At 48.0% G+C, this 25,987-nt stretch carries 22 protein-coding genes, 1 tRNA gene and 1 pseudogene; 8 read left to right on the top strand and 16 right to left on the bottom strand.

Going from position 1 to position 25,987, the window contains the following annotated elements; genetic code table 11:
- Nucleotides 1-24: 24 nt before the first annotated feature.
- From AT687_RS05855 to AT687_RS05840, 4 genes are read left to right on the top strand one after another with little or no spacing between them, the layout of a single operon-like run.
- Nucleotides 25-1,419, top strand: a complete 1,395-nt coding sequence (locus AT687_RS05855; protein ID WP_014303387.1) for a hemolysin family protein — start codon at nt 25-27, stop codon at nt 1,417-1,419.
- The gene (locus tag AT687_RS05850) at nt 1,416-2,468 is read left to right on the top strand and encodes a hemolysin family protein (protein ID WP_014319066.1); all 1,053 of its coding nucleotides are present in this window, start codon (nt 1,416-1,418) and stop codon (nt 2,466-2,468) included. The genes AT687_RS05855 and AT687_RS05850 overlap by 4 nt, the downstream gene beginning before the upstream one ends.
- Nucleotides 2,465-3,343 (top strand): hypothetical protein, encoded by an 879-nt coding sequence (locus AT687_RS05845; protein ID WP_003851408.1) that lies wholly within the window; start codon nt 2,465-2,467, stop codon nt 3,341-3,343. The genes AT687_RS05850 and AT687_RS05845 overlap by 4 nt, the downstream gene beginning before the upstream one ends.
- A 31-nt stretch (nt 3,344-3,374) precedes the next feature.
- Entirely contained in the window at nt 3,375-4,787 is a 1,413-nt protein-coding gene (locus AT687_RS05840) for a vWA domain-containing protein (RefSeq protein ID WP_014303386.1), read from the top strand.
- 75 nt (nt 4,788-4,862) lie between these two features.
- Here the strand turns inward: AT687_RS05840 and AT687_RS05835 are convergent, their stop codons facing one another.
- From AT687_RS05835 to secA2, 5 genes are all read right to left on the bottom strand, one after another.
- Entirely contained in the window at nt 4,863-5,423 is a 561-nt protein-coding gene (locus tag AT687_RS05835) for a MerR family transcriptional regulator (protein ID WP_010934892.1), read from the bottom strand.
- A 151-nt stretch (nt 5,424-5,574) separates the two neighbouring features.
- A complete protein-coding gene (locus tag AT687_RS05830) occupies nt 5,575-6,162 on the bottom strand; it encodes a bifunctional nuclease family protein (protein WP_010934891.1) in 588 nt (195 codons plus the stop codon).
- Between the two features lie 22 nt (nt 6,163-6,184).
- Nucleotides 6,185-6,955 (bottom strand): transcriptional regulator FtsR, encoded by a 771-nt coding sequence (gene ftsR / locus AT687_RS05825; RefSeq protein WP_014301880.1) that lies wholly within the window; start codon nt 6,953-6,955, stop codon nt 6,185-6,187.
- Nucleotides 6,956-7,032: 77 nt separating this feature from the next.
- Nucleotides 7,033-7,464 carry an oxoglutarate dehydrogenase inhibitor Odhl gene (gene odhI / locus AT687_RS05820; RefSeq protein WP_010934889.1) on the bottom strand — a complete coding sequence of 144 codons (432 nt, stop codon included), beginning with the start codon at nt 7,462-7,464 and terminating at the stop codon, nt 7,033-7,035.
- A gap of 166 nt (nt 7,465-7,630) precedes the next feature.
- Nucleotides 7,631-9,925 carry an accessory Sec system translocase SecA2 gene (gene secA2 / locus AT687_RS05815; protein ID WP_021335003.1) on the bottom strand — a complete coding sequence of 765 codons (2,295 nt, stop codon included), beginning with the start codon at nt 9,923-9,925 and terminating at the stop codon, nt 7,631-7,633.
- Nucleotides 9,926-10,193: 268 nt separating this feature from the next.
- Between secA2 and AT687_RS05810 the strand changes: the two genes are divergently transcribed.
- Nucleotides 10,194-11,381: a bifunctional alpha/beta hydrolase/OsmC family protein gene (locus tag AT687_RS05810; protein ID WP_014319065.1), complete on the top strand. Its 1,188-nt coding sequence runs from the start codon at nt 10,194-10,196 to the stop codon at nt 11,379-11,381.
- A 6-nt stretch (nt 11,382-11,387) separates the two neighbouring features.
- A complete protein-coding gene (locus AT687_RS11905; RefSeq protein WP_010934886.1) occupies nt 11,388-11,765 on the top strand; it encodes a YchJ family protein in 378 nt (125 codons plus the stop codon).
- Between the two features lie 194 nt (nt 11,766-11,959).
- Here the strand turns inward: AT687_RS11905 and AT687_RS05805 are convergent.
- A tRNA-Pro gene (locus AT687_RS05805) sits at nt 11,960-12,033 on the bottom strand.
- A 104-nt stretch (nt 12,034-12,137) separates the two neighbouring features.
- Nucleotides 12,138-13,388 (bottom strand): alpha/beta hydrolase, encoded by a 1,251-nt coding sequence (locus AT687_RS05800; protein WP_014319064.1) that lies wholly within the window; start codon nt 13,386-13,388, stop codon nt 12,138-12,140.
- Here AT687_RS05800 and AT687_RS05795 point away from each other — a divergent pair.
- Nucleotides 13,387-14,391: a class I SAM-dependent methyltransferase gene (locus AT687_RS05795; RefSeq protein WP_014310403.1), complete on the top strand. Its 1,005-nt coding sequence runs from the start codon at nt 13,387-13,389 to the stop codon at nt 14,389-14,391. The genes AT687_RS05800 and AT687_RS05795 overlap by 2 nt on opposite strands.
- Nucleotides 14,392-14,421: 30 nt before the next feature.
- Here the strand turns inward: AT687_RS05795 and AT687_RS05790 are convergent, their stop codons facing one another.
- The 8 genes from AT687_RS05790 to AT687_RS05755 all read right to left on the bottom strand — a co-directional run bounded on the left by AT687_RS05790 (nt 14,422) and on the right by AT687_RS05755 (nt 23,733).
- Complete coding sequence (locus AT687_RS05790) at nt 14,422-15,807, bottom strand: anaerobic C4-dicarboxylate transporter (RefSeq protein ID WP_014310402.1); 1,386 nt, start codon at nt 15,805-15,807, stop codon at nt 14,422-14,424.
- Nucleotides 15,808-16,038: 231 nt separating this feature from the next.
- Entirely contained in the window at nt 16,039-17,682 is a 1,644-nt protein-coding gene (der, locus tag AT687_RS05785) for a ribosome biogenesis GTPase Der (protein ID WP_003851382.1), read from the bottom strand.
- Complete coding sequence (gene cmk / locus AT687_RS05780) at nt 17,679-18,404, bottom strand: (d)CMP kinase (protein WP_014319062.1); 726 nt, start codon at nt 18,402-18,404, stop codon at nt 17,679-17,681. Before cmk ends, der begins: the two co-directional genes overlap by 4 nt.
- A gap of 1 nt (nt 18,405) precedes the next feature.
- Complete coding sequence (locus AT687_RS05775) at nt 18,406-19,371, bottom strand: pseudouridine synthase (protein WP_014301875.1); 966 nt, start codon at nt 19,369-19,371, stop codon at nt 18,406-18,408.
- 103 nt (nt 19,372-19,474) lie between these two features.
- Nucleotides 19,475-20,029, bottom strand: coding sequence for an SMC-Scp complex subunit ScpB (scpB, locus tag AT687_RS05770; RefSeq protein WP_014319061.1), 555 nt, complete (start codon nt 20,027-20,029; stop codon nt 19,475-19,477).
- 18 nt (nt 20,030-20,047) lie between these two features.
- On the bottom strand, nt 20,048-21,622 hold the full coding sequence (locus tag AT687_RS05765; RefSeq protein WP_014319060.1) for a cation:proton antiporter: 1,575 nt from the start codon (nt 21,620-21,622) through the stop codon (nt 20,048-20,050).
- A 116-nt stretch (nt 21,623-21,738) separates the two neighbouring features.
- Entirely contained in the window at nt 21,739-22,407 is a 669-nt protein-coding gene (bioD, locus tag AT687_RS05760; protein ID WP_010934877.1) for a dethiobiotin synthase, read from the bottom strand.
- 12 nt (nt 22,408-22,419) lie between these two features.
- Entirely contained in the window at nt 22,420-23,733 is a 1,314-nt protein-coding gene (locus tag AT687_RS05755; protein WP_014306858.1) for an adenosylmethionine--8-amino-7-oxononanoate transaminase, read from the bottom strand.
- Between the two features lie 50 nt (nt 23,734-23,783).
- On the opposite strand from AT687_RS05755, the pseudogene AT687_RS05750 reads away from it, so the two are divergent.
- Nucleotides 23,784-25,288 (top strand): annotated as a pseudogene (locus AT687_RS05750) (peptide MFS transporter).
- On the opposite strand, the gene bioD (AT687_RS05745) reads toward AT687_RS05750, so the two are convergent.
- Nucleotides 25,289-25,939, bottom strand: a complete 651-nt coding sequence (bioD, locus tag AT687_RS05745) for an ATP-dependent dethiobiotin synthetase BioD (protein ID WP_014301870.1) — start codon at nt 25,937-25,939, stop codon at nt 25,289-25,291. It abuts the pseudogene before it with no gap.
- Between the last annotated feature and the right edge of the window lie 48 nt (nt 25,940-25,987).

Here is a 25,987-nt window from a genome sequence, read left to right as displayed (position 1 = left end):
TTCTTTAACCCAGTATTTCTCACGATGGACATTCTGTTAAGTATCCTCTCGCTCTTAGGTTTTGTGCTTCTCACCGCCAGCACAGGACTTTTCGTTGCCATTGAGTTTGCGCTCACCAGTTTGGAGCGCTCAACCATTGAAACCGAAGTAAAGGAGCGTGGGGATAAAAAATCTCGGGCGGTACAACGCGATTATCAAAATCTCTCCTTCGTCTTGTCTGGTGCCCAATTAGGTATCACCATCACTACCCTTGCAACGGGTTATCTAGCAGAACCAGTTCTTGCAAAGTTTTTAACACCGCTTTTGGAATTGATGGGATTGGAAGCGTCGACAAGCGTAGCTGTCGCTTTAGTGTTGGCGTTGATGATCGCAACGTTCTTGTCAATGGTGTTTGGCGAACTCCTGCCCAAAAACGTTGCAATCACAAACCCTATGGGTACCGCGCGCCACGTCGTCGGACCAGTTAATGCCTTCAATACCGTATTTAAGGGCTTTATCAAGTTTTTAAATCACTCGGCTAACTGGGCAGTACGAAAAATGGGAATCGAGCCAGCCGATGAGCTCGCCACAGCTCGTTCCACTCAAGAGCTCACGGCCATCGTCAAAAGTTCTGCGGAAACTGGCGATATTGATGAAAATACAGCTCTTGTTCTTGACCGCTCACTCAAATTTGGTGAGACAACTGCCGGTGAGTTGATGACTCCTCGGTCTACAGTTGAAGTTCTCTCAGCAGAAGACACCGTTCTTGACCTCATCGCATTAGCAATAGAGACAGGACACTCACGCTTCCCAGTCATTCGTGGCGACCTAGACGATACGATCGGCGTCGTCCATTTTAAAGATGCATTTTCTGTTCCTGAAGATCAGCGCCACGTAATTCCATTAAGTTCAATAGCACGCCCTGTGCCCATTATCCCTGAAAGCCTAGATGGTGATGCCGTCCTCAATGCAGTGCGTTCTGCTGGATCCCAAATCATCCTCGTTGCAGATGAATACGGTGGAACTTCAGGCCTTATCACAATCGAAGACGTCGTTGAAGAAATCCTCGGTGAGGTTTATGACGAGCATGACGATGCAGACGCAGAACGTGATTTCAACAAATTTGGCAATAGTTGGGAAGTTTCCGGCCTAGCCCGTATCGATGAAGTTGCCAAAACAATTGGATACGTCGCCCCAGACGGCCCCTATGAGACTCTCGGTGGATTAGTAATGCAAGTCCTAGGACGAATCCCTGAAACTAACGACGAACTACTACTACCTGAAAGTGACAATCCAGCATTAGCTGAATTCGAATCCGGTTACAGTTGCCGCTGGCTCGCTAAAGTCTCCGCCATGGAAGATCGCAGAGTAGACAAGGTAATTATTTCACCGCTGCAAGATGATGAAGTACCCCAGTATGAAAAGGAACAGAATTCATGAGTCTCAGTAGCACCGTTTTACTGATTGTTCTTTTGCTCCTTGCCAATGCTTATTTCGTCGCATCCGAATTTGCACTTGTCTCTTCGCGCAAAGATCGAATTGAGAATCTGATAGCTCAAGGACAGCCACGGGCGCAAAAAGTCTTGCTGTCCATGGAGCATCTTTCTATCATGCTTGCGGCATGCCAATTTGGTATTACGATATGTTCCCTAATTTTAGGCAAAGTTGCCGAACCAGCTATTGCACATTTTATTGAGCAACCATTCCATTCCCTTGGATTACCTGCTCATCTGCTCCACCCGGTTTCATTCATCATCGCACTAGGTATCATTACTTTCCTTCATATTCTCGCCGGAGAAATGGTTCCGAAAAATATTGCACTTGCAGGGCCAGAAACTCTTGCACTTTGGCTGATTCCATCGCTGCTATGGTTCATGCGTTTGACAAGGCCCATCATTGCAGTAATGAACTGGCTAGCTCGTATAAGTTTGCGCGCCGTCGGGATTGAACAAAAAGACGAACTTGAATCCGCCGTAGACCCAGACCAGCTAGTGACCATGCTCTCCGAGTCTCGATCAGAGGGCTACCTCGACGCAGAAGAACATGCACGGTTGAATAAAGCACTCCGAGTTGAAGATAGGTCTCTTCAAGAGGTCATGATTCCTCTCAACAAAGTGCGTTCCCTCAACTTTGGAATGCGGGGACCACTTCTCCAAGAATTAGAAACTGCTGTTGCAGAAACTGGGTTTTCACGTTTTCCAGTGACAGGAAAAGACGGCTCGTATCTCGGTTATGTGCACATCAAGGACGTACTGGATCGTTTTGATCATTCCAGTCCTGACACCATCATTCATCGCTCAGAGATCCGGCCATTAATCATCGTTGATGCAGCTGGAACTATGGATGAGGCCTTGCAATCGATGCACTCCAAGTCAGCGCACATGGCCCAAGTTCGTGATCGCGGCCTCCTCCTAGGCGTTATCACCCTAGAGGATCTCATCGAGGAATACGTTGGAACCTTCTCCGACTGGACACACGAACAATCATGAGAAATTTTGATCTAATTCGTCTCACTGAAGCTCAATGGCATGACCGTGAATCTGCTCACCAACTTCGGGCAGATCGGCTTACAGCTGACCACATGAAACGTCGTCGTGCGGGTATTAGTCACCCCGTCTATGATTTTCTTTTCGAATACTATCCAGTACGCGTTGCCCACATGAAAAAATGGCACCCTGGTGTCGGTGTAGGACTCGAAGGAAATCCCCCACATTCACGTTGGAAGGGTTACACCACCATTGACGATGTCACCGTAGTCGACGTTGAAGCCCTCAAAAAGAAACGAAGCTCAACGCTTCACTACGTATCTAATCTGTTGAAACAAACGCAACTTAACCCAACTCATTTTGACTGTTTTGGGCTCCACGAATGGGCTATGGTTTATCAAACCTCTCAGCCTCGACACACTCTCCCATTGCGGCTAGGCGCGCAAGGCAGCAACAAAGTCGTAGAATCCCACAACATAAGATGCACGCACTTTGATGCATTCCGGTTTTTCACCGAGCCTGCCGTGCCTCTCAACTTTCAGGTACTCACACGCGAAAACCAACCATCCTGTGAACAACCAGGCTGTTTACACGCCATGATGGACCTCTACAAATGGTCTGCCAAACTTGGCCCACTTATCCCAGGTGATCTCTGGCTTGATACCTTTGAGCTCGCTTGGGACTGTCGAGTGTTAGATATGGAAGCTTCTCCATACGACTGCACCGATTATGGCTTGGGAATCGTCCCAATCGAAACAGCCGAGGGTAAAGCCGAGTATGTTCGCCGTCAACGTGAACTGTCTGAGCGTGGTCAGCTGCTACGTCAACGGCTTGTCGCAGAGCTAGAGCGAATCGACCGGTTTACACTTACCTCCTAGATCTATTTCCAATTCCAGAAAGGCGCCAATTATGGCTAAGCATTCGGACGGGAAAAACAACTATCGACTTTCGCCCAGTGTGATCGCGATAGCGATCGTCATCGTACTGGTAGCCGCTGGTGTTTTCTTGTGGACCCAGGCAAAACGAGAAGACTCTGCAAAATCCTCCTGTATCAATGGGAACTTAACGCTTCCTATTGCGACCAATAACAAGGAGGTAGCAAGCCAAATTATCGATGCCTACAACTCTTCAGGGCGGGTCACTCGCGACTACTGTGTTCGTGCTGAACTAACCGATTCTGTCGCTCATGCTGGGGTTTACCTTAGCGACGAAAGTGATCATCAGGTCAACCAAGTGTTGTCAGCAGAAAAACGGTCACCGGCAACTTTAGAATGGCCGACAGTCGCAACTGACCAAGTGGGGATAGCTCGTCGTGAAGATGCCACAGAAGATGCGCCCGTTACCTACCCGGTGAAGTCCGATGCAGTGTCTTCAGCGCTCGTTGCTGCTTTTACCCACAATAATGATGCTTCTGCTGCGACCAAAATGCTACGTGATTTTAGTGAAACAACAATTGATTCTGCTGTCGCTCAATCAGCGCCAAAGATTGTCGTGTCGAAATCTGAAACTCCGCAAGGATATTCATTTGAAGAAATTCAAAACCTGTCGAAACCGCTACGCGCAGTAGCTCTAAACCCTACCGATTCGGTTAATGAGGAAGTTGTTCGGGCAGGAGCAGACTTTGGTACAGCAATTGCGGCAAACACACCTGATGCTCAAAAACCACAAAAATTGTCACAAGAGGTCGCAACTGCAGCAGAAATTTTGGCTTCACTCACTGATAGTTCACCAGCTGTAGATTCACAATCCAATCAGAGTCCTAGAGATATCCTGATGCTTCTCGATACCTCAGAGTACATCAATGGTGTGAGCACAGATGGAATCCGTTGGTTCGATGCAGCATCACATGGGCTCATTAATCTTGCCCAAAAGCAAGAAGAACGCGGTAAAGCCATAGGACTGTGGAATTATTCTTCCCCACTGACTCCTGGAATTACCCAAGGCTGGCGGTCGAACCTTAATTTCGATACCCTTGACGCTGCTCGCCAAGTCAAAGATGTCCTCGGAAATTTTGGAACTGGCGGGCAACCACAGACTCTTGCGGCAACATCAGCAGCCTTAAATTATGCTGTAGAGCATGCACAGCATGCTGGAAATACAAGCGTGGTCATTGTGTTCACAGGAACAAATGACTCATTCACCGGATTAGCTGAATCAGTCAGAAAAGCTCAAGAATCTCACGTTTCACTTCATGCGATTCAAATCGGCGATGGACAAGATGATACGAACATCGCGCAAGCTGCAAAAGACACCAATGGCAGCTACGTGCACGCAACATCGGCGGCAGAACTAGATAGAGCTATTGCTTCCACAACGAAGTAACCATAATGGATGCGCCCTCGTTTCTATCGGCCAGAGAAAATGATAGAAACGAGGGCGCTTTTGCGTATCAACGCGTTACGACGTCTTCCGAAGGCGACGTGCTGCTAACTCATCTATTCCGCCCGCAGCTGGGCTATTGGACAAAAAATCGCTGATCTTTTCTGAAGGGAATGAAGAAATAGTTCCGGTAAGCTCTCGAACAATTCCAGGTACTGCGATCCCAAACACACCTTGACCACCGCCGAGGAGATCAATTACCTCTTCATTCGAACGGCACTCATACACCGTAGTACCATCCGAAACAAGCGTAATTTCCGCCAAATCATCCACTCCACGATTACGCAATTTGTCTACAGCGAGACGAATGTTTTGCAGGGAAATTCCAGTATCCAGAAGTCGCTTGACAATCTTCAACACCAGAATGTCTTTAAAAGAGTACAGCCGTTGAGATCCCGATCCTCGTGCAGTGCGAATTGTCGGTTCTACTAATTTAGTACGAGCCCAATAATCCAATTGACGATACGTAATTCCCGCCACTTGGCATGCAATAGGAACACGATAGCCGACTTCTTCATCGGGTCCCATATCAAAAAGTGCTTGTTGCACTGGGACATCGTTGTCGCGCATTTCTTCCATCAGGTTGTCTCCCCTGCGATCTCTGGCTTCGCATCGAGCTTGGGCCGTAGGTATTGCTGTTAAGCAACAGGTTAGAGCACGAACGTATAGAAAACGCGCGACACGCCCAAAACCTCAACCTCAAGTTGAAGTTTAGACATTTGCCGAAGCTTTAGCTATCCCCCAGATCAAAAGAATCGTCCCCAAAGTCATCCGATCCCAAAAGATCCTGCTCACTTACACCAAGACTTTCCATAAGGTTGGAAAAATCTGCATCTGCTTGAGATTTGGTGGGATCCGAATCTAGTTCATCATGAACATCTTTAGGAAAAACAAATCCTAAATAGGCTTCCATATCGGATTCAGGAACGAAAACGCTAGCTTGGTTAAGGACTTCATCATCTACAGAGATTGCAACGCCAATCAATTCTGAAATCGCAATCGCATCACTTGGTCGACAATCAATTTCTTCTTGATTATCAAGCACTAATGAACAGATAAAGACACCTTCGTAGTAACTCACTACACGGATTGCCTCGACGCTACCCCCCATACGGTTAATGGTTTCAATGAGCACATCGTGTGCCAACGGCCTACGAGGAGCTCCATGCTCACTTCGCTCTGAAAGTCTGATGCCTTCTTCAACATCAACCCAAATGGGAAGAATTCGGCGCCGTTCTGACCAGGAGAAAACTAAACAAGCATCATCTTCTGGTGGGAAAAAATGGACGCCTTTATATTCAACTTGGCGAAAAGCCATAAATTAATTTCTCCCCAAAAGTTTAACGGTTCAGCTCATCGCGCAACATCGAACGCAGCATCGTAGCATTCAATGATACTACCAATGCGCTAAGTTGCTGTGACATTTCTTCTGCACGTTGACGCGCGCTCTCACTTTGAGAACGAGCGACAGGCGTTGTAGCGCGAGAAATTAAATCGGCATGGCGCGAAGCAAGATTACGCAATGACTTGAGGTGCCTAACATCGAAACCAAATTCCTTCAGCTGCACCGCGACCGATACCACTTGTACATCATCCGCGGTAAAGAAACCTGAAGAATCCGGTCTAATCAATCCCGCTTCGGCAAGTTCACTTACTTCGGATTCGGAAACTTGGGCTCTCGCCGCAACATCGCTATCGGAAAGCCTAGTGACCACCGAAGTGCGGAATGACTCTGGGCTAATGAGAGGGGCATTGTCACTGCCACGCGAAATAGGCGTGACCGCGCCAGAATCCATTGCCTCAAGTTGCTCCCTAATAACCTTAAGCGGCAAATAGTTATCCCGCTGTGTAACGAGGATGTAGCGCAACCGTTCGACATCATCTTGGGTAAATCGACGATATCCGGTTGAAGTGCGCTGGGGAGTAATTAGCCCTTCGGACTCGAGGTAACGAATTTTCGACACCGTGACATCAGGAAATTCCGCAGTGATTTTTGCGAGCACGACACCAATCGACATCGTCTTTTTCGACGAAGACAGCGACGATGACTGCGGCCTAGGCTGGTAAGAACCAGCCGAACCTGAATCATTTCGTTGCGGAAGTGCACTCATAATTTTGTGAATCGTTTCTTTCGATGACGTATGCGGCTAATGTCACGGGATAATCTGAAAGCAGCAGGATTTAATGCCTACGCGCGAGGCCCCTCAATGAAGACCAAACGGAACTTACCAATCTGCACTTCATCACCACTGGAAAGTACTTCAGAGTTACGTGGCTCACGATTAACGTAGGTGCCGTTGAGGCTTCCGACGTCAACGACCTCAAATGATCCGTCTTGACGTCGGAATTCAGCGTGACGGCGAGACACTGTGACATCATCCAAGAAAATGTCACTTTCAGGATGGCGACCAGCTGTTGTTGTTGGACGGTCGAGCAAGAAACGAGCGCCGGCATTGGGCCCACGCTTGACGACCAGCATGCCTGCACCTGCAGGTGGAGTCACATCACTTCCTGATGCTGTAGCTGCCCCTGCCCCCGATTCCATTTCCTTGAGTAAATCTGCACGGAAAACGGAAGTGGTCTCGACCTGAACGTCGGGAGCACCGGTGTTGTCGCTCATTATTCAACCTCCGATAAAAGACAAGATTCGGCTTCACGCCGAACTTTCAACAATGCTTTACATCATAGCGCTAGTTTGACCGTGATGACCAAGGAGAGAGGATTATTTTCCAATATCTACCTTTGAGCTGCCATTTTAAACAAGTTTATACACGGCAGCACAACGTCTATCTAAAAATACTTCCTATTCCATTTATTACTGAACGATTATTATTTGAAAGCGGATTATCGCTAACCATGTAGGTCCACGTTGCAGATGGCCGCGTTAGGCCAGCGTCCGCCAAATGCGCTCCGTCTTGGTCAATAGTTACGTCCCGAAAAGTCTCTACAGCAAGATCAACCGCACGTTGCGCTAACTGTTTAAACTCTCGTACTGCAATTCGGTGATATTCATCAAGCGGAGTTTCTCGTGCAATAGTACGTAAATGTATGGACTCACGGACATGATCCATAAGTGCTAGGTGATCACTCCAACAGCGGTCAAGATGATAGAGCATGACCTCTCGTGCAGCCTGAACAAGAATCGCTGGATCTAATTTGTCGCTCAATTTATGAGCTTTTTCAGGCACCGCCTCTGATAGCTCCACCCACGCCTGATCAGTATCGAGAAGTCGCGCACGACGCTCATCGATAATGACTCGTTGATCCGCCAACAATTTATTGTATTTCCATGTTTGAGAATGAATTTCCAGTAACTGCCCTTCGGTTACACGTTGACAGTGCGCTACAAAATCAGTAATTCTCTTGGAATCAATGCGACCATCAGCATCCGGCAAGGCTTTAATTTCTTCTCCGGCACCGCCTACGACAACGACGTCGTCTTCTAAAGACACGAAAAACAGAGAAAGGCCTGGGTCGCCTTGCCGACCGGCACGACCACGCAGCTGATTATCCAAACGGGAACTGCGGTGACGACTGGATCCGATAACCGCAAGTCCCCCCTTTGCTACTACTGCGTCCCTATCTTTTTCGTTTGCCCCACCGAGGCGAATATCGGTTCCACGGCCAGCCATCTGAGTAGAAACCGTCACCCGGCCGATGTCTCCCGCCTCCGCAATGATCTGTGCTTCTTCCGCGTCATTTTTAGCGTTCAATACATTGACCGTGATGTCTCGTGCCTGTAAGGCTTGCGCTAATTCTTCAGATTCTGAGACATCGCTAGTACCAATCAAAACTGGTTGTCCAGTGGTATGAAGCAACTCAATCTCTTTCACCAGCGCTCGAAATTTTTCAGCTTGGGTGGCATAAACGCGGTCAGCTTCATCAAACCGTTGGGACTGTTTGTGCGGTTCAATCACTGATACTCGAAGGTCATAAAACTGTCGCAATTGATCCGTAGCTTCGACAGCCGTTCCAGTCATGCCGCAAACAATTGGATATCGCCCCATCAGCGATTGGAGCGTGAGAGTATCGAGGATTCGACCGCCTTCAGTAACGACTAATCCTTCTTTAGCCTCTACAGCTGCTTGAACTCCATCAGGCCAACGCTGTAGCTGAGCAACACGACCTTTGGAGGCGTCAATAAGAGCAATCTTTCCATCTCGAATGATGTAATGAACATCTCTAATAAGTAATGCCTGCGCATGTAGCGCTAAATTCACTTGTACGAGCGTTGTCCCTACATGAGCATCATCGTAAAGACTTTGAATACCAAGCACCTGTTCCACCAACGCAGCACCTTTATCATTTAGTGATACATTCCGCCGGTCTGCATCCACACTGTAATGCTCGTTTTCTTTTAGGCGCCGCACAATTTCGGTAATCCGGCCAGCTGGGGCCGTACCAGGTTCATTTCCGGCTAAGACAAGTGGCACGAGAGCTTCGTCGATAAGCACTGAGTCCGCTTCGTCCACGATCGCAACATCTGCTCCGTTTTGGACGGCGTGGCTACGCTGCGTAACCAACTGATCCCTCAATACATCAAAGCCAATTTCAGTCACTGGCGCATAAACAATCGAAGATGCATACGCGCGACGGCGTTGCTCAGTATTAAGAGATTCTGTCACCGCGCTGACTGTGAGCCCGAAATATCGAACAAGATCACCCATCCACTCAGCATCACGCTCCGCCAAATAATCATTTACGGTTATTGAGTGAACTCGCTTCCCCTGCAACGCGTATCCGACTGAGGCCATTGCCCCAACTAGGGTTTTACCTTCACCAGTAGCCATATGGATTACGTCGCCTTCTAGAATGCGCAGCACTGCCTGCAGCTGCACATTAAAAGGATTCATAGACAAGGAGCGCTGGGCCCCAATTGATAACAACGCTAAAAGATCGGCGCGGCTTTCATCGTCTGAGTGCTGAGCACACTCATGTGCGCGTGCAACCACATCTGCGTCTGAAAGAGAAGCAAACTGCACACCACGCTTAGCAGCTTGGGCAACGATGTTTTTACTCTTCGTTTGATTGCGGGTATTTTTCCCACCCATCGCATCCCAAAACCAACGGAATCCAGCCACTCTCTTGCCTTCCTTTTAGCATTTGCAATTGAATCTGCTTGTAAAACTATTTAACTCTATTTCAGGAATTCAATCTAATGTCTGAGACTGTCACTGTCTGACAGGGATCTCACATGACTTACATGAACAATCGTGAGTTAGCTTTCATTGACAGTAGCGACTTGATCAACAAAACACTCAGGATCTGTGCATCTATACAGCAAACACCTATAGTCTGGAACTCGGAAACACATACTCGCTACCAAGGGATAATAAAGGAGCATTAGGAATGCATTCGCGCAGCGTGAAGTTCCCCTCAAGCAAAGGGCACCAAATCGCCGGAACTATTGATTTTCCTGACGGCACTCCACGTGCATTCGCAATGTTCGCGCATTGTTTCACCGGATCGCGTTTTACCCCTGGCGCAGCGAGAGTATCCAAGGAATTAGCTGAGCGTGGCATTGCATGTCTCCGTTTCGATTTCCCAGGCCTTGGACAATCTGAAGGTATTTTCTCTGAAACTTCTTTCAGCGAAAATGTTGCCGATATCAAAGCAGCAGCGGATTGGCTTGGCCAACATTATTCCGCGCCTCAGCTCCTCATTGGACATTCACTCGGAGGCGCAGCATCACTTAAAGCTGCAACGACGCTCAAATGTCTACGGGGCGTTGCGACGATCGGTGCTCCTTTTGACCCAGCTCATGCAGTATTGCACTTTGCGGACCGTATCGGTGAGGTCGACGAAAACGGCGCGGTTACGCTAACTCTTGGTGGACGAGACATCACCATTTCCCGCGAATTCCTAGAAGATCTTGCAGATACCAATCCAGAAGCGTATCTGCCACGTTTGCGGAAGCCTCTGCTCATCTTGCACTCTCCCATTGACCAAACAGTAGGAGTAGATAATGCCCAACTCATTTTCAGAACCACGCGATATCCCAAGTCATTAGTTGCGTTAGACAAGGTTGACCATCTGTTGACTAAGCAAGGTTCTGCACAACAGGCAGCGCGAATAATTAACACATGGTTTGAGCAACATATAGTTGCTGAAAATGAAGATCCCAACGCTGACACCCTGCCTGAGGGTGTAGCAGTAGCTCAGTCTATTCCAGCGGGTAAATTCGCTGACATCGTCCATACCGGTACACATTCTTTTACCACCGATAGAGAAAAGGCTCTTGGCGGCAAGAACCTAGGAGTCTCCCCAACCTCACTGCTTATTTCTGCGCTAGCAGCTGCCGCATCTCAAGAAATTCGCTTGGCAGCAAAGGAATCTCGTATTCATTCGCTTGAAGATGTCAACGTAACTATCTCAAAGACCGTAGGAGATGGCGAACGTGTGCACTTACGTCGAAATATATCTCTCGTAGGCGATCTTACGGATGACGAACGCCATGAATTGCTTCTTGCTGCTCGCAATAGTGATATTGAAAAGATGCTTCAAGGAAACGTAACCATCAACGACCAGGACGTTTAGCACCTCATGATGAATTGCCCGTGTGGTTCCGGCACCAGTTATTCAGACTGCTGCCAACCTTTTCACACCAAGGCTAAAAATGCACCAACTGCTGAATTGTTGATGCGATCACGCTATTCGGCTTTTGTGCTGGGGAATGAGGAGTACCTTCTATACTCTTGGGCACCTGAAACCGCGCCTCATAGCTTGAATCTTGAAGAATTTATTATGTGGCGCGGACTCACCATCCATCAGTCCTATCACGGCGGCCTTTTTGACTCGACGGGGATTGTCGAATTCACTGCTAGGTATGCTGTCTGTGGACAACTGCAATCACAACATGAAACGTCCCATTTCAGACGCCATGATGGGCGCTGGGTCTATGTTGACGGAGATCTTCATTAGAAATATATCTAAGTGCTAGGGATTCCCCAGTTCCGGCTCCAGTCTAAGAATTAGAGTGAACTTTTTCACTAGCAGATGTTCACTGCGCACCTAAAATACGAAAAGCAAAACCGGTGTTCTTGGCTGAGAACACCGGTTAATGCTCGATACCGAGCACTGGAGTTTAACCAGAAACTCGCTATCAACTTAATTTGTCGGACTAACAGGATTTGAACCTGCGACCCCTTGACCCCCAGTCAAGTGCGCTACCAAGCTGCGCCATAGTCCGTCCGCTTCCGTTAAAAGCATAAGCTCAACGTCTGCTGCTACAGGCTACAACACTCCTAACCAATATGGCTAATCGGCACGTCAAGCCGTTGTTATACGTCATGATCACAGACCGCCGTATTGGGCACTTAAAGCAAACGTTGCTCGGATTGCCTCTCGCCAAGTTCCAAAATCATGACCTCCTGGCACTTCAAGGTATTGAGTGTGCATTCCTGCGTGCTGCGCTAGATCATTCAAACGTTTCAAACCTTTCTGGGATTCAGCGTCTTGAGAGCCTGCTACAAAGACACCCGAAATAGAACCAAACCGGTTACTATCACTATATTTCTTCAAAATCGCAGCAGGATTGGAATCGTCGTAACGCTTTTGATCGCCACCAAAAAACTTCGCTAATGTTTGTTCGTGAGTACCCGAAACTAACTCATCTTGGCCTGAAAAATCTAGGAAATGGCCATAAGCACTAGGATGATTAGTAATTACCTGAAAGCTACATGTTCCACCATAACTTAACCCCCCAATAGTCCATTGAGACTGATCAGAATTGACTTTAAAAGCATTTTTAATCCCCGTTGGAACATCTTGGGTAAGATAAGTCATCACTTTAAACTCAGGCCCATCGACGCAAAGCGGATCACCGCCCAGAGTTGCCGTAGCATCAACGCTAATCACAATTGGCGACTTTCCATCATGTGTGCGCTGATATTCGTCAGCAACGGTGTCTACTCGTGCAGACTCGAACCAATCCGAAGGACTCCCAGGACTGCCCGCCATGAGCACTAATACGGGTAAAGAATCAGCTTGTTTCGTCCAATAACTAGGAGGAATGTAGGCAATGGCATCACGTGCAGGAAAAGACGATTTTTCTCCTACTAATGAAAAAGTCACCTTCGCGCCTATCTCTCTCCCCTGAGCAGTCGGCGCCTTGGAAACGTGAGCAAATTCGCTATAAGACATCTCACGCGCAACTTCGACTGGGACAAGCGAACGCAGATCTGGGTACAACTGGTACGTTAAATTTGCAACGCCAGCGGATCCAACAAGAGACAAACATAGTGCAATGAACAAGAGGATACGACGGCGAATGAACATTGTTGCAAAAAGAGCTATTACAGTCAATGCCACAGCAAAATATATAGATATTGGTATGGAATCTGGAAAAGGTCGCCAAAGTTTTTCTACGATAATTTTAGCCGCAAACGCCCCAACCGTGATCGCAACTAGCGTAATGACCACACCTTTTACACGCCACGGTCGCCAAGCGGCATAAACTATCATCAGCAATGAAACAACGCATAACCCCATGAAAAACCACATCATGAGTGGTTGCGTAAGGCTAATCGATAAAACCCGACTCATGGAGATTCATTCTTCCGCGGCTGCAGAGGTTTTTCCAGTTTGCCGGATCCTTCTAGGAAAACTGCCAGCACATTCACATAATCGTTCGGTTGCTCCCACGGTCTGCGACTATTATCCCCAAATAATGAAAACTTATAATTCAAAGATGACCACTCAACACAGTTCCGATATTCGGAACTCACAAAGCATATCCGCGTCTTTTGTAACTCCTCATGATGCACCCGTTACTTCACGCAAGTATGTTCCTAAGTTCAATTCCAATAACCATAGAATAAAAACTGCAGCAGCCTTCGAAAAAGGCTCCGAAATATATCACGCAGTCCGCCCCAATTATCCCAATTCGGTAATTGAACTTTTAAATCTCTCCCCTAATAGCAGGGTGCTCGATATCGGATGCGGCACCGGTAAGCTAACGGAGCAAATCGCACAACAAACAAGCTCCGTCTATGCTCTGGACCCAAGCAAAGACATGCTTGATTCGTTTCGTTCCACACTTGACATCCCCTCTTGGCAAGCTACTGCTGAACAAACTGCAGTTTCAGATTCTCGCTTTTCGACGCTTACTTGTGCACAAACATGGCACTGGGTAGAACCTCTTGCAGCTAGTGCCGAACTCGACAGAATTAGCACCAACGACGCGCAGTTGCTCTTAGTGTGGAATACTCTTGATGTCTCCGTACCGTGGGTTCACCGCCTTAGCCGTATTATGCATTCAGGCGATACCCTCGCCGAGGGGTTTATTCCCCACGTCGCACAACCGTGGGAACTAGTATCTGTTCTCCGCGGAAAACATGCCCAAGAGCTATACCCCGACCAGATACATACTCTCGCCCACACTCGTTCGTATTGGCTACGTGCATCCGAAAAAACAAGAGAAAAACTAACACATAACCTCTCGTGGTATCTCACCGATCACCTCGAATTACCTAGCACATCTTTGGTGGAAATCCCTTATCGTTTCGACGCATTTTTATATAAAAAAGCGCCAGTCAAAACTCAATAAGAGCTTGACTAGCACCTACTCACTTCTACTCTAAAGAAGTACTTGGGCTAATACAGTTCCCACAATGCAAGAAACAATAACACATATAAAGCCAGGAATAATGAACGAATGGTTCAAGACATACTTACCGATTCTGGTAGAACCAGTCTTATCAAATCCAATACAAGCCAAATCTGACGGATACGTTGGAAGAATAAAGTAGCCATACGCTGCACCGATAAAGCCAATAACCGTTGCAGGATCCAGACCAAGCTTAAGACCCAACGGTACGATCGCTACGATCGCTGCACCTTGAGAGTTAACAAGTTTAGAAACAAGCAGCAAAACTAACGCATAGGCCCATGCATGACTTTGCACCACACCGCTGAGCGCATCTACGAGAGAATCTAAATGCGCTTGGAAAAATGTGTCAGCCATCCATGCAACACCGAACACAGAGAACACAGCGGTCATTCCCGCCTTGAACACGGTTGTAGAAGCAATCTTTCCAGGTTCAACCTTGCACAACAGCATCATGAGGGCACCTGCCACCAACATAATCATCTGGATAACGAGATTCATAGACAATGGTTTCAGATCACCATTGGAATTAGGGAATGATGGGCGCAACCATTCGATCGCGCCGAGTAACACTACGATCGCAATGGCACCCAAGAAAATTCCAGTGGCACGATACGCGCCCTTTTCAAATCGTTGTCCGATCAAAGAATGCGACTCACTGTATACACTCTTTTTAAAATCTGGATCTTTAAGACGTTCTTGGAAGGCCTCATCTTTATCCAAGTCTTTACCTCGATGCAGGGACCACACTGCAGCCACCAAAACACCGCATAACGATGCAGGCATCGCAACCGCTAAGATTTGCGGAATAGAGTATGCAGATTGAGTTACACCAGCCTGCTCCGCCAAAATAGAAGTCAATGAAACAATAGCTACCGACACCGGCGAGGCTGTGATACCCATCTGGGCAGCTGTAGAAGAGACAGCCATAGGCCTTTCTGGGCGGATATTTGTTTTAATCGCGATGTCTTCAATAATCGGAAACATTGTATAAACAACATGTCCAGTTCCACACAATACGGTTAATAGCCAAGTAGTAATCGGAGCCAAAATCGTGATTCGCTCGGGATGCTTTCTTAAAATCTTTTCCGCAAATTGCATCATCACATCAAGACCACGCGCCTGTTGCAAAGTAGCTGCACAACCGATGACCGCAATAATCGTAAGCATCACCGACACCGGTGGCTCTCCCGGTTTAAGGCCAAATATAAAGGCAAGGATAAACAAACCAATACCAGAAATAAGACCTAGCCCCATTCCGCCATATCGCGTACCCAACACGAGGCAGAAAAGAATTACCGTAATTTGTAATAAAAGCGCGATACCAGACGTGGGATCGAGAATTGAAGCGAGCATACGCAGAAGCCTTTCAAATTAATGCCACCGATTGCCTAATCTTTTAACAATCATTTCTCAATCTATTCCCGCATTATTGAAAATCCATAACCGAATCTCCGTGTCATTTTTCACATCAATAAAATGAATTAAATTCATTTTGGAATATATGGAAATTAAATGCAAAAGTCGCCCATTTGCATAGATATTGCATAGCAAATGGGCGACTAACGATAAATCTTTAAAGAATTATCACTTCTTTGAACGACGTTCGCGCACACGAACTGCAATCTTGACTGGGGACCCCTCGAAACCAAAGCTTTCCCTAAACTTGCGTTCAAGGTAGCGACGATAACCAGCGTCTAAGAAACCAGTGGTAAATAGCACAATCGTAGGCGGTTGAGTTGAAGCTTGCGTGGCGAACAATACGCGAGGAACGCGGCCCCCCTTCATTGGTGGCGGATTCTGTGCAATAGTCGCCCGCAACCAGTTGTTTAGCTGACCTGTGGTAACACGCTTATCCCAGCTTTCCAGCGCTTCCAGCATGTACGGCTCTAGTCTTTGAAGGGCACGTCCCGTCTTAGCCGAAATATTTATACGCTTTACCCACGGAATGTGAGCAAGTTGCAGATCAATTTCACGTTCTAGTTCCCAACGGCGATCTTCTTCCATAAGATCCCATTTGTTGAAAACAAGGACGAGCGCTTTACCAGCATCCAAGATCATGGACAACACACGTTGATCTTGTTCCGAGACTGGTTCCGAGGAATCGATCATGAAAATACATATTTCAGCAGCATCAATAACGCCACGAGTACGTAGAGACGCGTAATACTCATGCCCTTGGGCATTTTTCACTTTTTTGCGTAGTCCCGCAGTATCAATAAACTTCCAAAGGTGCTTGTCAAGTTTTACGATGGAATCCACCGGATCCACCGTTGTACCGGATACATTATCGACAACTGATCGATCTTCGCCAGACATTTTATTTAGCAAAGATGACTTGCCCACATTGGGCTTACCCACAAGGGCAACGCGACGCGGTCCTTCAACAATTGAGGTTGCACGTGGGGTTTCTGGGAATGCTGCCAAAATTTGCTCGAGAACGTCTGCGCCGCCTCGACCATGCTGCGCAGAAACCGGCCAAGGGTCTCCCAAACCCAATGCATAAAACTCTGCCATATCGGCATACTGGCTATCAGAATCAAATTTGTTAGCCACCAAAATTACTGGAACTTCAGATTTTTGAAGTTTACGGGCCATCACCGAATCGGTTTCCGTAATACCCACCTTGGTATCGACAACCATAACGATAACGTCTGCTGTAGCCATCGCGGTTTCCGCCTGCCGGGCAATCGCCGCGTGGATCCCCTTAACGTTTGGATCCCAACCACCAGTATCTTGAACCCAGAATCTACGTCCTCCCCAATCCGCTAGATAAGAAATTCGATCTCGCGTAACGCCGGGGAAGTCCTCAACCACTGCTTCTCGGCGCCCTAAAAAGCGATTAACAAGCGAAGACTTGCCAACATTTGGACGACCTACGATGGCCACCGTGCAGAGGTTCTCTGACTCAATCGCCCGAGATCCAACACCGAATGCACGCTCAAGCTCTTCCCAATCTTCATCGGTGTAATCCTCACCAAAGTCGGCTTCCCCAAAATCAGCTTCATCGAATACGACATTGCCTTCAGAGTCATGTTCAAAATCGAAGTCAAAGTCATTCTCATCAAAGCCATCAGAAGCATACCCAGCCCCATCGACTACGACGTCTTCTTCTACGAATGCTTCCTGAGCATCGACTTCACCATGTGCAGTGTGATAAACGAAAACCGTTTCTTGGTCTTCATCCGAGGAGTTATTTCCGCCAAGCGGTGCATTGTGCGCATTGCTCATCGTGCGGTCCTTTCAGCAGATTTTTCAATCAGAGTCATCAAAGTATCGACGACTTGATCAAGGGTTAACGTAGAAGTATCGACAACGGTTGCGTCACTAGCTGGCGCTAATGGAGAAACAGATCGGTTGCTATCGAGCTCATCACGACGTTTCACGTCGGCAAGTACAGTCGCCAAATCTGTTAGTCGTCCGGCCGCCACATCCTGGTCATATCGCCGTTGTGCGCGTACCTCAGCAGAGGCAGTTAAGAATATTTTTACAGGCGCATCGACCAGAACGGTCGATCCGATATCACGACCATCGACTACGCACCGATGTGCAGTAGCTACCAGTTCGCGCTGTAGGGCTACCAGATTTTCCCGAACTTCTAGGATTGCAGCAACAGCAGAAACATTTTGAGTTACTAGACGTCCACGGATTTCATTCGACACGTCTTCCCCATCAAGGATCACTTCACGTGAAGCCGGGTCATCATTGACGGACAAAGGCAGTTCCCTGGTGGCCTGAACTACCGCAGTAGTATCGCTCGGGTTGATTCCTTGGCGTAACACGTGAAGCGTCGCAACGCGGTACATCGCGCCAGTGTCCAAGTACTTTGCCCCGAGCATAGAAGCAATCCGTCGACAAACCGTAGACTTGCCTGCTCCAGAAGGACCATCGACAGCTACGATCAGCCCGCCCTCAGGCATATTGCTCAGTGCAGTGCTATCAGCTGTGCTCATTTTACATCCCTACCGCCTTGTACAAGCTAGCTAGTTCGCTACTGTTGAGAGCTCGGATCGCTCCTGGGGTTTGCTCACCAAGCTGAATTGTGTGAATTTTGGTTCGCACTAGTCGTTGAACTGGGAATCCTGCAGTTTTGAGCATCCGTCGTACGATGTGCTTACGACCTTCATGCAGCTCAATACGAATCAAGGACTTACCTTGGAAAGTATCAATGATCTGAACAAGATCCGCCTTAGCTGGACCGTCATCAAGCTCGATACCATCACGTAATTGCTTAACAAGGCGTTTATCCGCCTCACCGAGAACAGTAACCAAATAAGTCTTCGAAACTTCATATCGAGGATGCATCAACCGATTAGCGAGTTCTCCATCGTTAGTGAGTAGCAGCAAGCCTTCCGTAGCCGCGTCGAGACGTCCCACGTGGAACAAACGCTGGCCTGCAGAAATTCTCTCTCCCACGATGTCGCCAACACAAGGCCGCCCCATGTCATCGCTCATAGTCGATTGCAACCCGCGAGGCTTATTGAGAACGAAGTACTGCAAGTTTTCATTAACATTGACTCGTACACCATCAACGCGAATGACGTCGACATTTGGGTTAACTCTCATGCCCTGAGTCATCACGATTTTTCCGTTGACCTCAACACGGCCGGCATCGATCAAAATCTCAGCGTGTCGACGAGACGCGACACCTGCCTGAGCAAGGACTTTTTGCAGACGTATGCCTTCAGTACTGCCATCTCCTGCTTCACGACGGCCTACATGCTGGTGCCGTGCTGGACGCGCATTCGAGATCAACATTTCTGAATCACGCTGTTTACGTTGCTTTATGGGACGGCCCGAATTTGCCGATTGTGGCTTGGCATGGCTACGTTTCGGCTTTCCGTAGTCCCCACGGGAGCCTCCCTGAGAGCCCCGACGAGGCTTTTCCGGTGTGCCGTCACGGCGAGCGGTTCTATTCACGATACTTCCTATTGATCAAATTATGCGATTATAAATCTCTGCCACTGTAACGCAGTAGAATCAAGAATTCTAGCTTATCCACTATCTATTGCATATTTGAGGTTTAAAAATACTCATCGATACTATCAATATCTGGCAAAAGTGGAGCTAAGTCCGGCAAACGCTCAAGCGAATCGATTCCAAGTAAATCGAGGAACAACTCTGTTGTCTCATACCGATGAGCGCTACCATTCACCCCCTCCGTGCCAGGATTAATAGCAACCTCACGTATTAGGCCACGGAGCTGAAGCGTTCGCATTACTCCATCAACATTGACACCTCGAACCGCAGCGACCTGTGCTCGTGTTGTTGGTTGACGGTAAGCCACCACAGCTAACGTCTCCAAGGCCGCTCGTGAAAGCTTGGTATGCGAACCATCTAATAGGAATTTCTCCACCACATCAGCGTTACGCTTTACAGTATAAAGGCGCCAACCTTCTGGCGATTCTCTGACCTCAATACCACTACCTCGATCCTCAAACTCTTGAGCCATCGAACGCAAAACGGAGGTGACTGTTTCAGGTGCAGCCTCCGTAGCTCGCGCCAAGGCAGCAACAGAAGCCGGTTGGTCCACGACCAACAAGATCGATTCAATTTGCGATCTCAGTACTGTCATCATGATGAAGAAATGCCCTTATTATCTCGTTGATTTCTCGGCGGCGATGATCTGGCTGTCGATTTCAAACAGAACTTCGTCAACAATCATCGGATCGACGTCCCGCTCGCTTCTGGCTCGAAGTAACTCAGCTTGAGAAGCATACAAGGCTTCAAGCCGTACTTTATTAAACAGAGCAAAACGACGCTCTTGAATCTTGCGACGCTCTTCAGGTGTCATGGCATCGTCGTCATCTTCATCAGCATTAATGTCATGTTCGAAGCGACGCCGTAAGGAAGCCATAAATTCTTCTGGGATGTCATGAGAATAGGAATCCAGCACTTGTCGTGCAGCAAATCTGGCGCGAACAAATAGCTTTTCACGTGCGTAATCGCCAAAAGCATCCGGACCTTCTTCGAGGTTTAATACCCTCATGAGAGCAGGAAGTGTCAGGCCAGGAATCACCATCGTTACAAGCAAAACAGTAAGTGCAACAATAGAGAGCTCTCGGTAAATTGCAAATCCGGTAGTCATCGGGATTGACAATACGAGCGCCAAAGTGACTAATCCACGCATTCCACCCCAAGTTAGTAACAGTACTTCTTGGAGTCGTAACGGTGCACCAGTTCGTCTACCCGCCTTTTTGTTCCCTACATAGAGCAAGTACAGCCACAGTGCCCGCACTGCGATGGCAGTCAATGCCAGCACTAGGCCGAACCACACCCCATGCCACAGGTTCGCTCCAGCAGAATGGATCGCATCACGCACCGAAATTCCAATGAGTCCGAATGCCACACCAGTAAAAAGCAGCTCAACTACCTGCCAAAAAGCCGATCCAGACAGTCTATCCTCGGCACCAGCTTGACTCTTGGAATTAAATTGGATCGCAGCAATAACGATGGCAATAACACCCGAAGCAAGCAATTCCTCAGCAGCGATAAAAGTAGCAAACGGAATGACCCACGTGAATGCATTCCTAGCAACTGATGAAGTCATCCAAGAATGGAGTTTTGCACATCCGGTTCCCAAGACAAAACCAATAACCACGGCGACCGCTGCTGAATATACCAATGTAGATAGCGCCGACCACCAAGTGATATCGTGCCCAGACTGCACCACTGACAATGCCAAATTAAAAACGACGATCGAAGCAGCATCATTAAAGAGGCCTTCAACTTGAAGCGTATTAGATAATCGTCGTGGAACACCTGCCGGTTCTGCAACAGCATCAACAGCTACGGGGTCTGGAGGAGAAATGGCTGCGCCAATAACAACCGCAGCTGCAAATGAGAGAGTTGGTACTAATAAATATGCGACAAGACCCACCGTAACTGCAGTAACTATAACTAATAGAACTGAAAGCAAAACTACGGTTCGCCACTGCCTTTTAATCGACGCCCAGCTGCTATGTCGCGCCAGTGCCCATAGCAATGGCGGAATAAAAATCGGGAGGATCATCTCTTCAGGAATCGCTACTTCGGGAAGCCACGGAAGAAAAATTCCACCGGCAGCAACCAAGGTAAGTAACACAGGCCATGGCAGACCGGTTCGGTCTCCGACGGCGACCATGATGACCGTTGCAAAAAGCAACGCTAGCAAACCAATAAGAATTTCCATCTAACCCGATGAGCTCCTTGAATTAACTGAGTACAGTGACGTAATCAATCATAGCGATTGCACTATCTCTAAGGAGCTCACCGCCCGGTCGATCAGGGGGCCTCGGCCTGCTCGGATTACGGCCACATAGTGGGAAGATGTAGATCTTCTACTAGTTGACAAAAGGCTTCCTTGCTCAATTGCCCTGCACCTTCTGCGATAGAACCCCACAACGGTATGCCAGTCACCTTTTCCATTTCTGCAACATTAAGCGAGGTAGCCAAGTCAGGATTCTTAGGCATACTGCCACCAATCAGCCCTAAAACCTTCAAGCCACGTCGCTGCGCTGCTTCTACAGTGAGTTCTGCCGCATTGAGCGAGCCCAACGCCATATTTGTTACTACGATGAGAGGTGCGTCTAGCTGCGCCGCAACATCTGCGATCGTAAATGAATCCGCCAAACGAACTAAGAGTCCTCCGGCCCCCTCGACAACAACAACTGTTTGAGGCCCATCGAGTTCACGAATTTTATTAACTATTTCTTCCAAATTTAACTGCTGCATACCAGCCCGCTGTGCAGAAAGATTAGGCGCGAGTGGTTCTGGGAATCGGGCAAAGCATTTGCCTACTATTCCGGTTAGTTTTTCAATGGTTTGTGCATCACCTGAACCTTTTGGTTCTCCAGTTTGGACGGGCTTAACTGGAACGACTCGGAATCCTTGTCGTGAATAATGCTGACATACTGCAGCGGAAGCGATTGTCTTTCCTACATCTGTGTTTGTACCGGTTACAACTACGATTGCCATTACATTTCTCCTTTAGCGTTCGAAACGTTCCTGTTCCGTATGCACGATAGAAGCAATTGCACACGAAATCTTTTGTATTTGTTTATGAGTACAGACAAATGGAGGCATTGTGTATACGAGCCTGCCGAAAGGACGGAGCCATACACCTGCGTTCACAGCAGCATGAGTAGCACGTTTCATGTCAACAGGTTCTTTCATTTCAACTACACCAATTGCACCGAGGACTCTTACGTCACGAACAGCAGGGTTGGAAGCTAGCGGAACAAGCCCTTTTTTTAGCTCGCTTTCAATTTCTGCAACCTGCTGCTTCCAATCACCTTCTGCAATAATGCTTAATGCTTCGCTAGCAACAGCACATGCCAACGGGTTTCCCATAAATGTTGGTCCATGCATTAGTGCTCCTCCTCCGGCAGCGGAAGAAATACTTTCTGCCACAGCATCCGTGGTGATGGTTGCAGCTAACGACATAAACCCGCCAGTTAATGACTTTCCAACACAAAGAATGTCAGGAGTTACTTTTGCAGCTTGAGTGGCAAATAAGTTACCCGTTCTACCAAAACCAGTCGCAATTTCATCTGCGATAAATAAAATTCCATGTTGATCACAAAGCTGTCGAATACCTTTGAGAATCTCTGGAGCGTGGAATCGCATGCCACCAGCTCCTTGAACAACGGGTTCAACGATGATGCCGGCAATTGTTGAATCAATCAACGAATCGAGATGATCTATGTATGCAGAAATTTCATTTGATGCAGCGCCCCACAGCGGCGGCCGAGACGCAAAAACATTATCCATTACGCGCCCCTCCCACATTGCGTGCATTCCCCCCTCTGGATCACACAAGCTCATCGTGGCAAAGGTGTCGCCGTGATACCCACCACGCCAGGTCAACATACGACGCCGTTCGGGATGCCCTTGCCCAAGCTGGTATTGATACACCATCTTCAGTGCCACTTCTACGGCAACAGATCCCGAATCAGAAAAGAAAACCTTGGTAAGAGGTTCGTCCGTAAGTTCACACAATTGACGTGCAAGCTTAATCGCAGGCACATGCGTCAAGCCACCAAACATGACATGGCTCATCACGTCAATTTGGCGATGAGCAGCCGCTTTAAGCCTCTCGTTCCCATGCCCGAAGGCGGCAGCCCACCATGAACTCATTCCGTCGATTAAGCGCGTTCCGTTGTCTAGAATGATGTCCGTGTTGTTAGTGGCTGCAACTACGTAGGGGGCAACCGTAGCCGGCATCGGGCCATAAGGATGCCAAATATGATCACGATCAAATTGTGCGAATGAATTATTTTCCAACTCATCAGTATTGAACACCGTTTAATTGTACGACCAATCGACTGACAATTGTTCCCCTTTTGGTAATAATGTACGGTATGCAATTAATTGAACAGCGTTCAATCGACTCTAAAAACAACCGCGCGATGTTTTGGCGCCATCCTCGAATGATGACATCTGTCGTCAGCATTGAAGCATGGGAGCGCTTCAGCTTCTACGGCATGCAAGCGATCCTAGGTTTCTATCTCTACTATTCGATTGCCGACGGCGGACTCGGCATTGCCAAAAAAGATGCAACAGCCTTAATCGGGGCATACGGCGCATTGGTATACCTATGCACGTTCATCGGCGGCTGGGTGGGCGACCATCTCCTTGGTGCAGAAAAAACGCTTCTGAGCGGCGCCGCGTTGCTCGTCATAGGCCACATAAGTCTGTCTACATTTCCTGGTTTTTACGGACTAGCGATAGGTTTACCCCTGATCGCTGTGGGATCCGGCTTACTAAAAACAGCTGCTATCACCGTGCTAGGCGCAGTTTACGATGAAAATCCGAAACAGCGTGAACCGGCTTTCAGTTCTTTTATCTAGGAATCCAACTGGCAGCATTTTTCGGCCCGCTCCTTACCGGCTGGTTAACTCAACAGTATTCTTTCCACATCGGGTTTATAGCAGCAGCCTTTCTCATGATTATCGGCATATCGCTCTATGTTTTCGCACGCCCCGCTGCCATGGCGTCGCTTTGCACACAAACTCGGCAGCGCATCACACAACCTCAATTGACTGCAACTACTACCCAAGCAATATTCATTGTGGGAGGCAGCACCCTCGCTTTATTTTGTGCAACATTCTGCGTTGCAACAGGCTTAATTAAACCAGTAGTCCTTGCAACATTTCTATTAGCACTGACACTAGGAGCGGCTCTGCTTCTCTACACTTCTATGTTTCGGAGCAGTGAAGTCACACCAGCAGAAAAGATACAGTTGCTACGCTACATCCCTATCTTTTTAGCATCGGTAGCCTTTTGGGCAATTATGAACCAAACCTACGGAGTTTTAGCAGTTTACTCCGATGTACGCCTTAACCGCTCAGTTGGCAACTTCTTGATACCAGCTGCTTGGCTACAATCACTGAACCCTTTTTATGTGTTCGTACTTTCACTTCCGCTTGCCTACCTATGGTTACGCCTTGGCGATCGCAGCCCCCGCCCTGCAACTAAGCTTTCAATCGGTGTCGGAATTGCCGGATTAGGTTTTGCAATTTTAATCCCCTACGCAGGTGGCGAACCTAATTCCACACCATTTATAGTCTTGGCAATCAGTATTCTTGTAACAGCCATAGGTGAACTGCTGATTGGCCCAATTGGCATGGCAGCAACCGCTCAATATGCACCCCGAAAATACGCCACCCAATTTTCAGCAATGTTTTTCCTCACCATGGCCATAGGCACAGCGTTATCAGGGCACATTTCTCAGTACTACAACCCAGACAACGCCCAAGCAGAAGCTCGCTATTTTATAGCATGCTCGGCTACCGCAATGGTTATCGGCATCATTAACTATATGCTGACCAGAATAATCACGACCAAAACTCAATAGTTACCACTCGTCGGGAATGAAAATCGTCGATAATGCCTCTGCAAATGGCTCGCAACCAAGCGAGCCTACGCCATCGTTCAAACTGCCAATAAATGGCACTCCAGACGCACGCGACGCCTCCACTAGAGTTAAACGAGTACGTAGATCTGCACCCGCCGGCAGTTTTCCCCCCAACAAGCCCGCAACATTTGCCCCACATGCTCGAGCGAAACCAACGGCATTTACTGCAAGTTCTACAGCACCGCGATTCATTCCCGAGACAACTACCAACGGAGCATCTAGTTCAGCTGCAATATCCGCAATTGTTTTCTTTCCTATTAAGGCAACACTCAGCCCACCAGACCCCTCAACCACAACAGTTTTGCCCGATTCAGAGAGATGACACACTTGAACCAACGGATCATCCAACTGCGAAAAGTCCTCTCCTCGGATACCCGTTAACTTTTCAATTGTGCCAATATCTGGAGAAGCACACAGGTTTTGCAATCGAGCGATCTTAGCTGGCACAACATCCCTACCTTTTGCTTGCAAGATTTTCACGATCGCTGCGGTTGCCGTCGTCTTGCCCACTCCCGACGCTAAACCAGACACAACGACGATACCCACTTCAGCTTCCCTTCCCTTTTTAATCCGCGCGTGACAGAACCACATTTTTACCGATGGTAGAACACTACAAAACCTTTTATGTGAGCCTCCCCC

This window comes from Corynebacterium diphtheriae (assembly GCF_001457455.1).
GTDB classification, from domain to species: Bacteria; Actinomycetota; Actinomycetes; order Mycobacteriales; family Mycobacteriaceae; genus Corynebacterium; species Corynebacterium diphtheriae.
The sequence above is the reverse complement of the archived record's forward strand: the minus strand, read 5'-3'. Positions and strand labels throughout refer to the sequence as shown.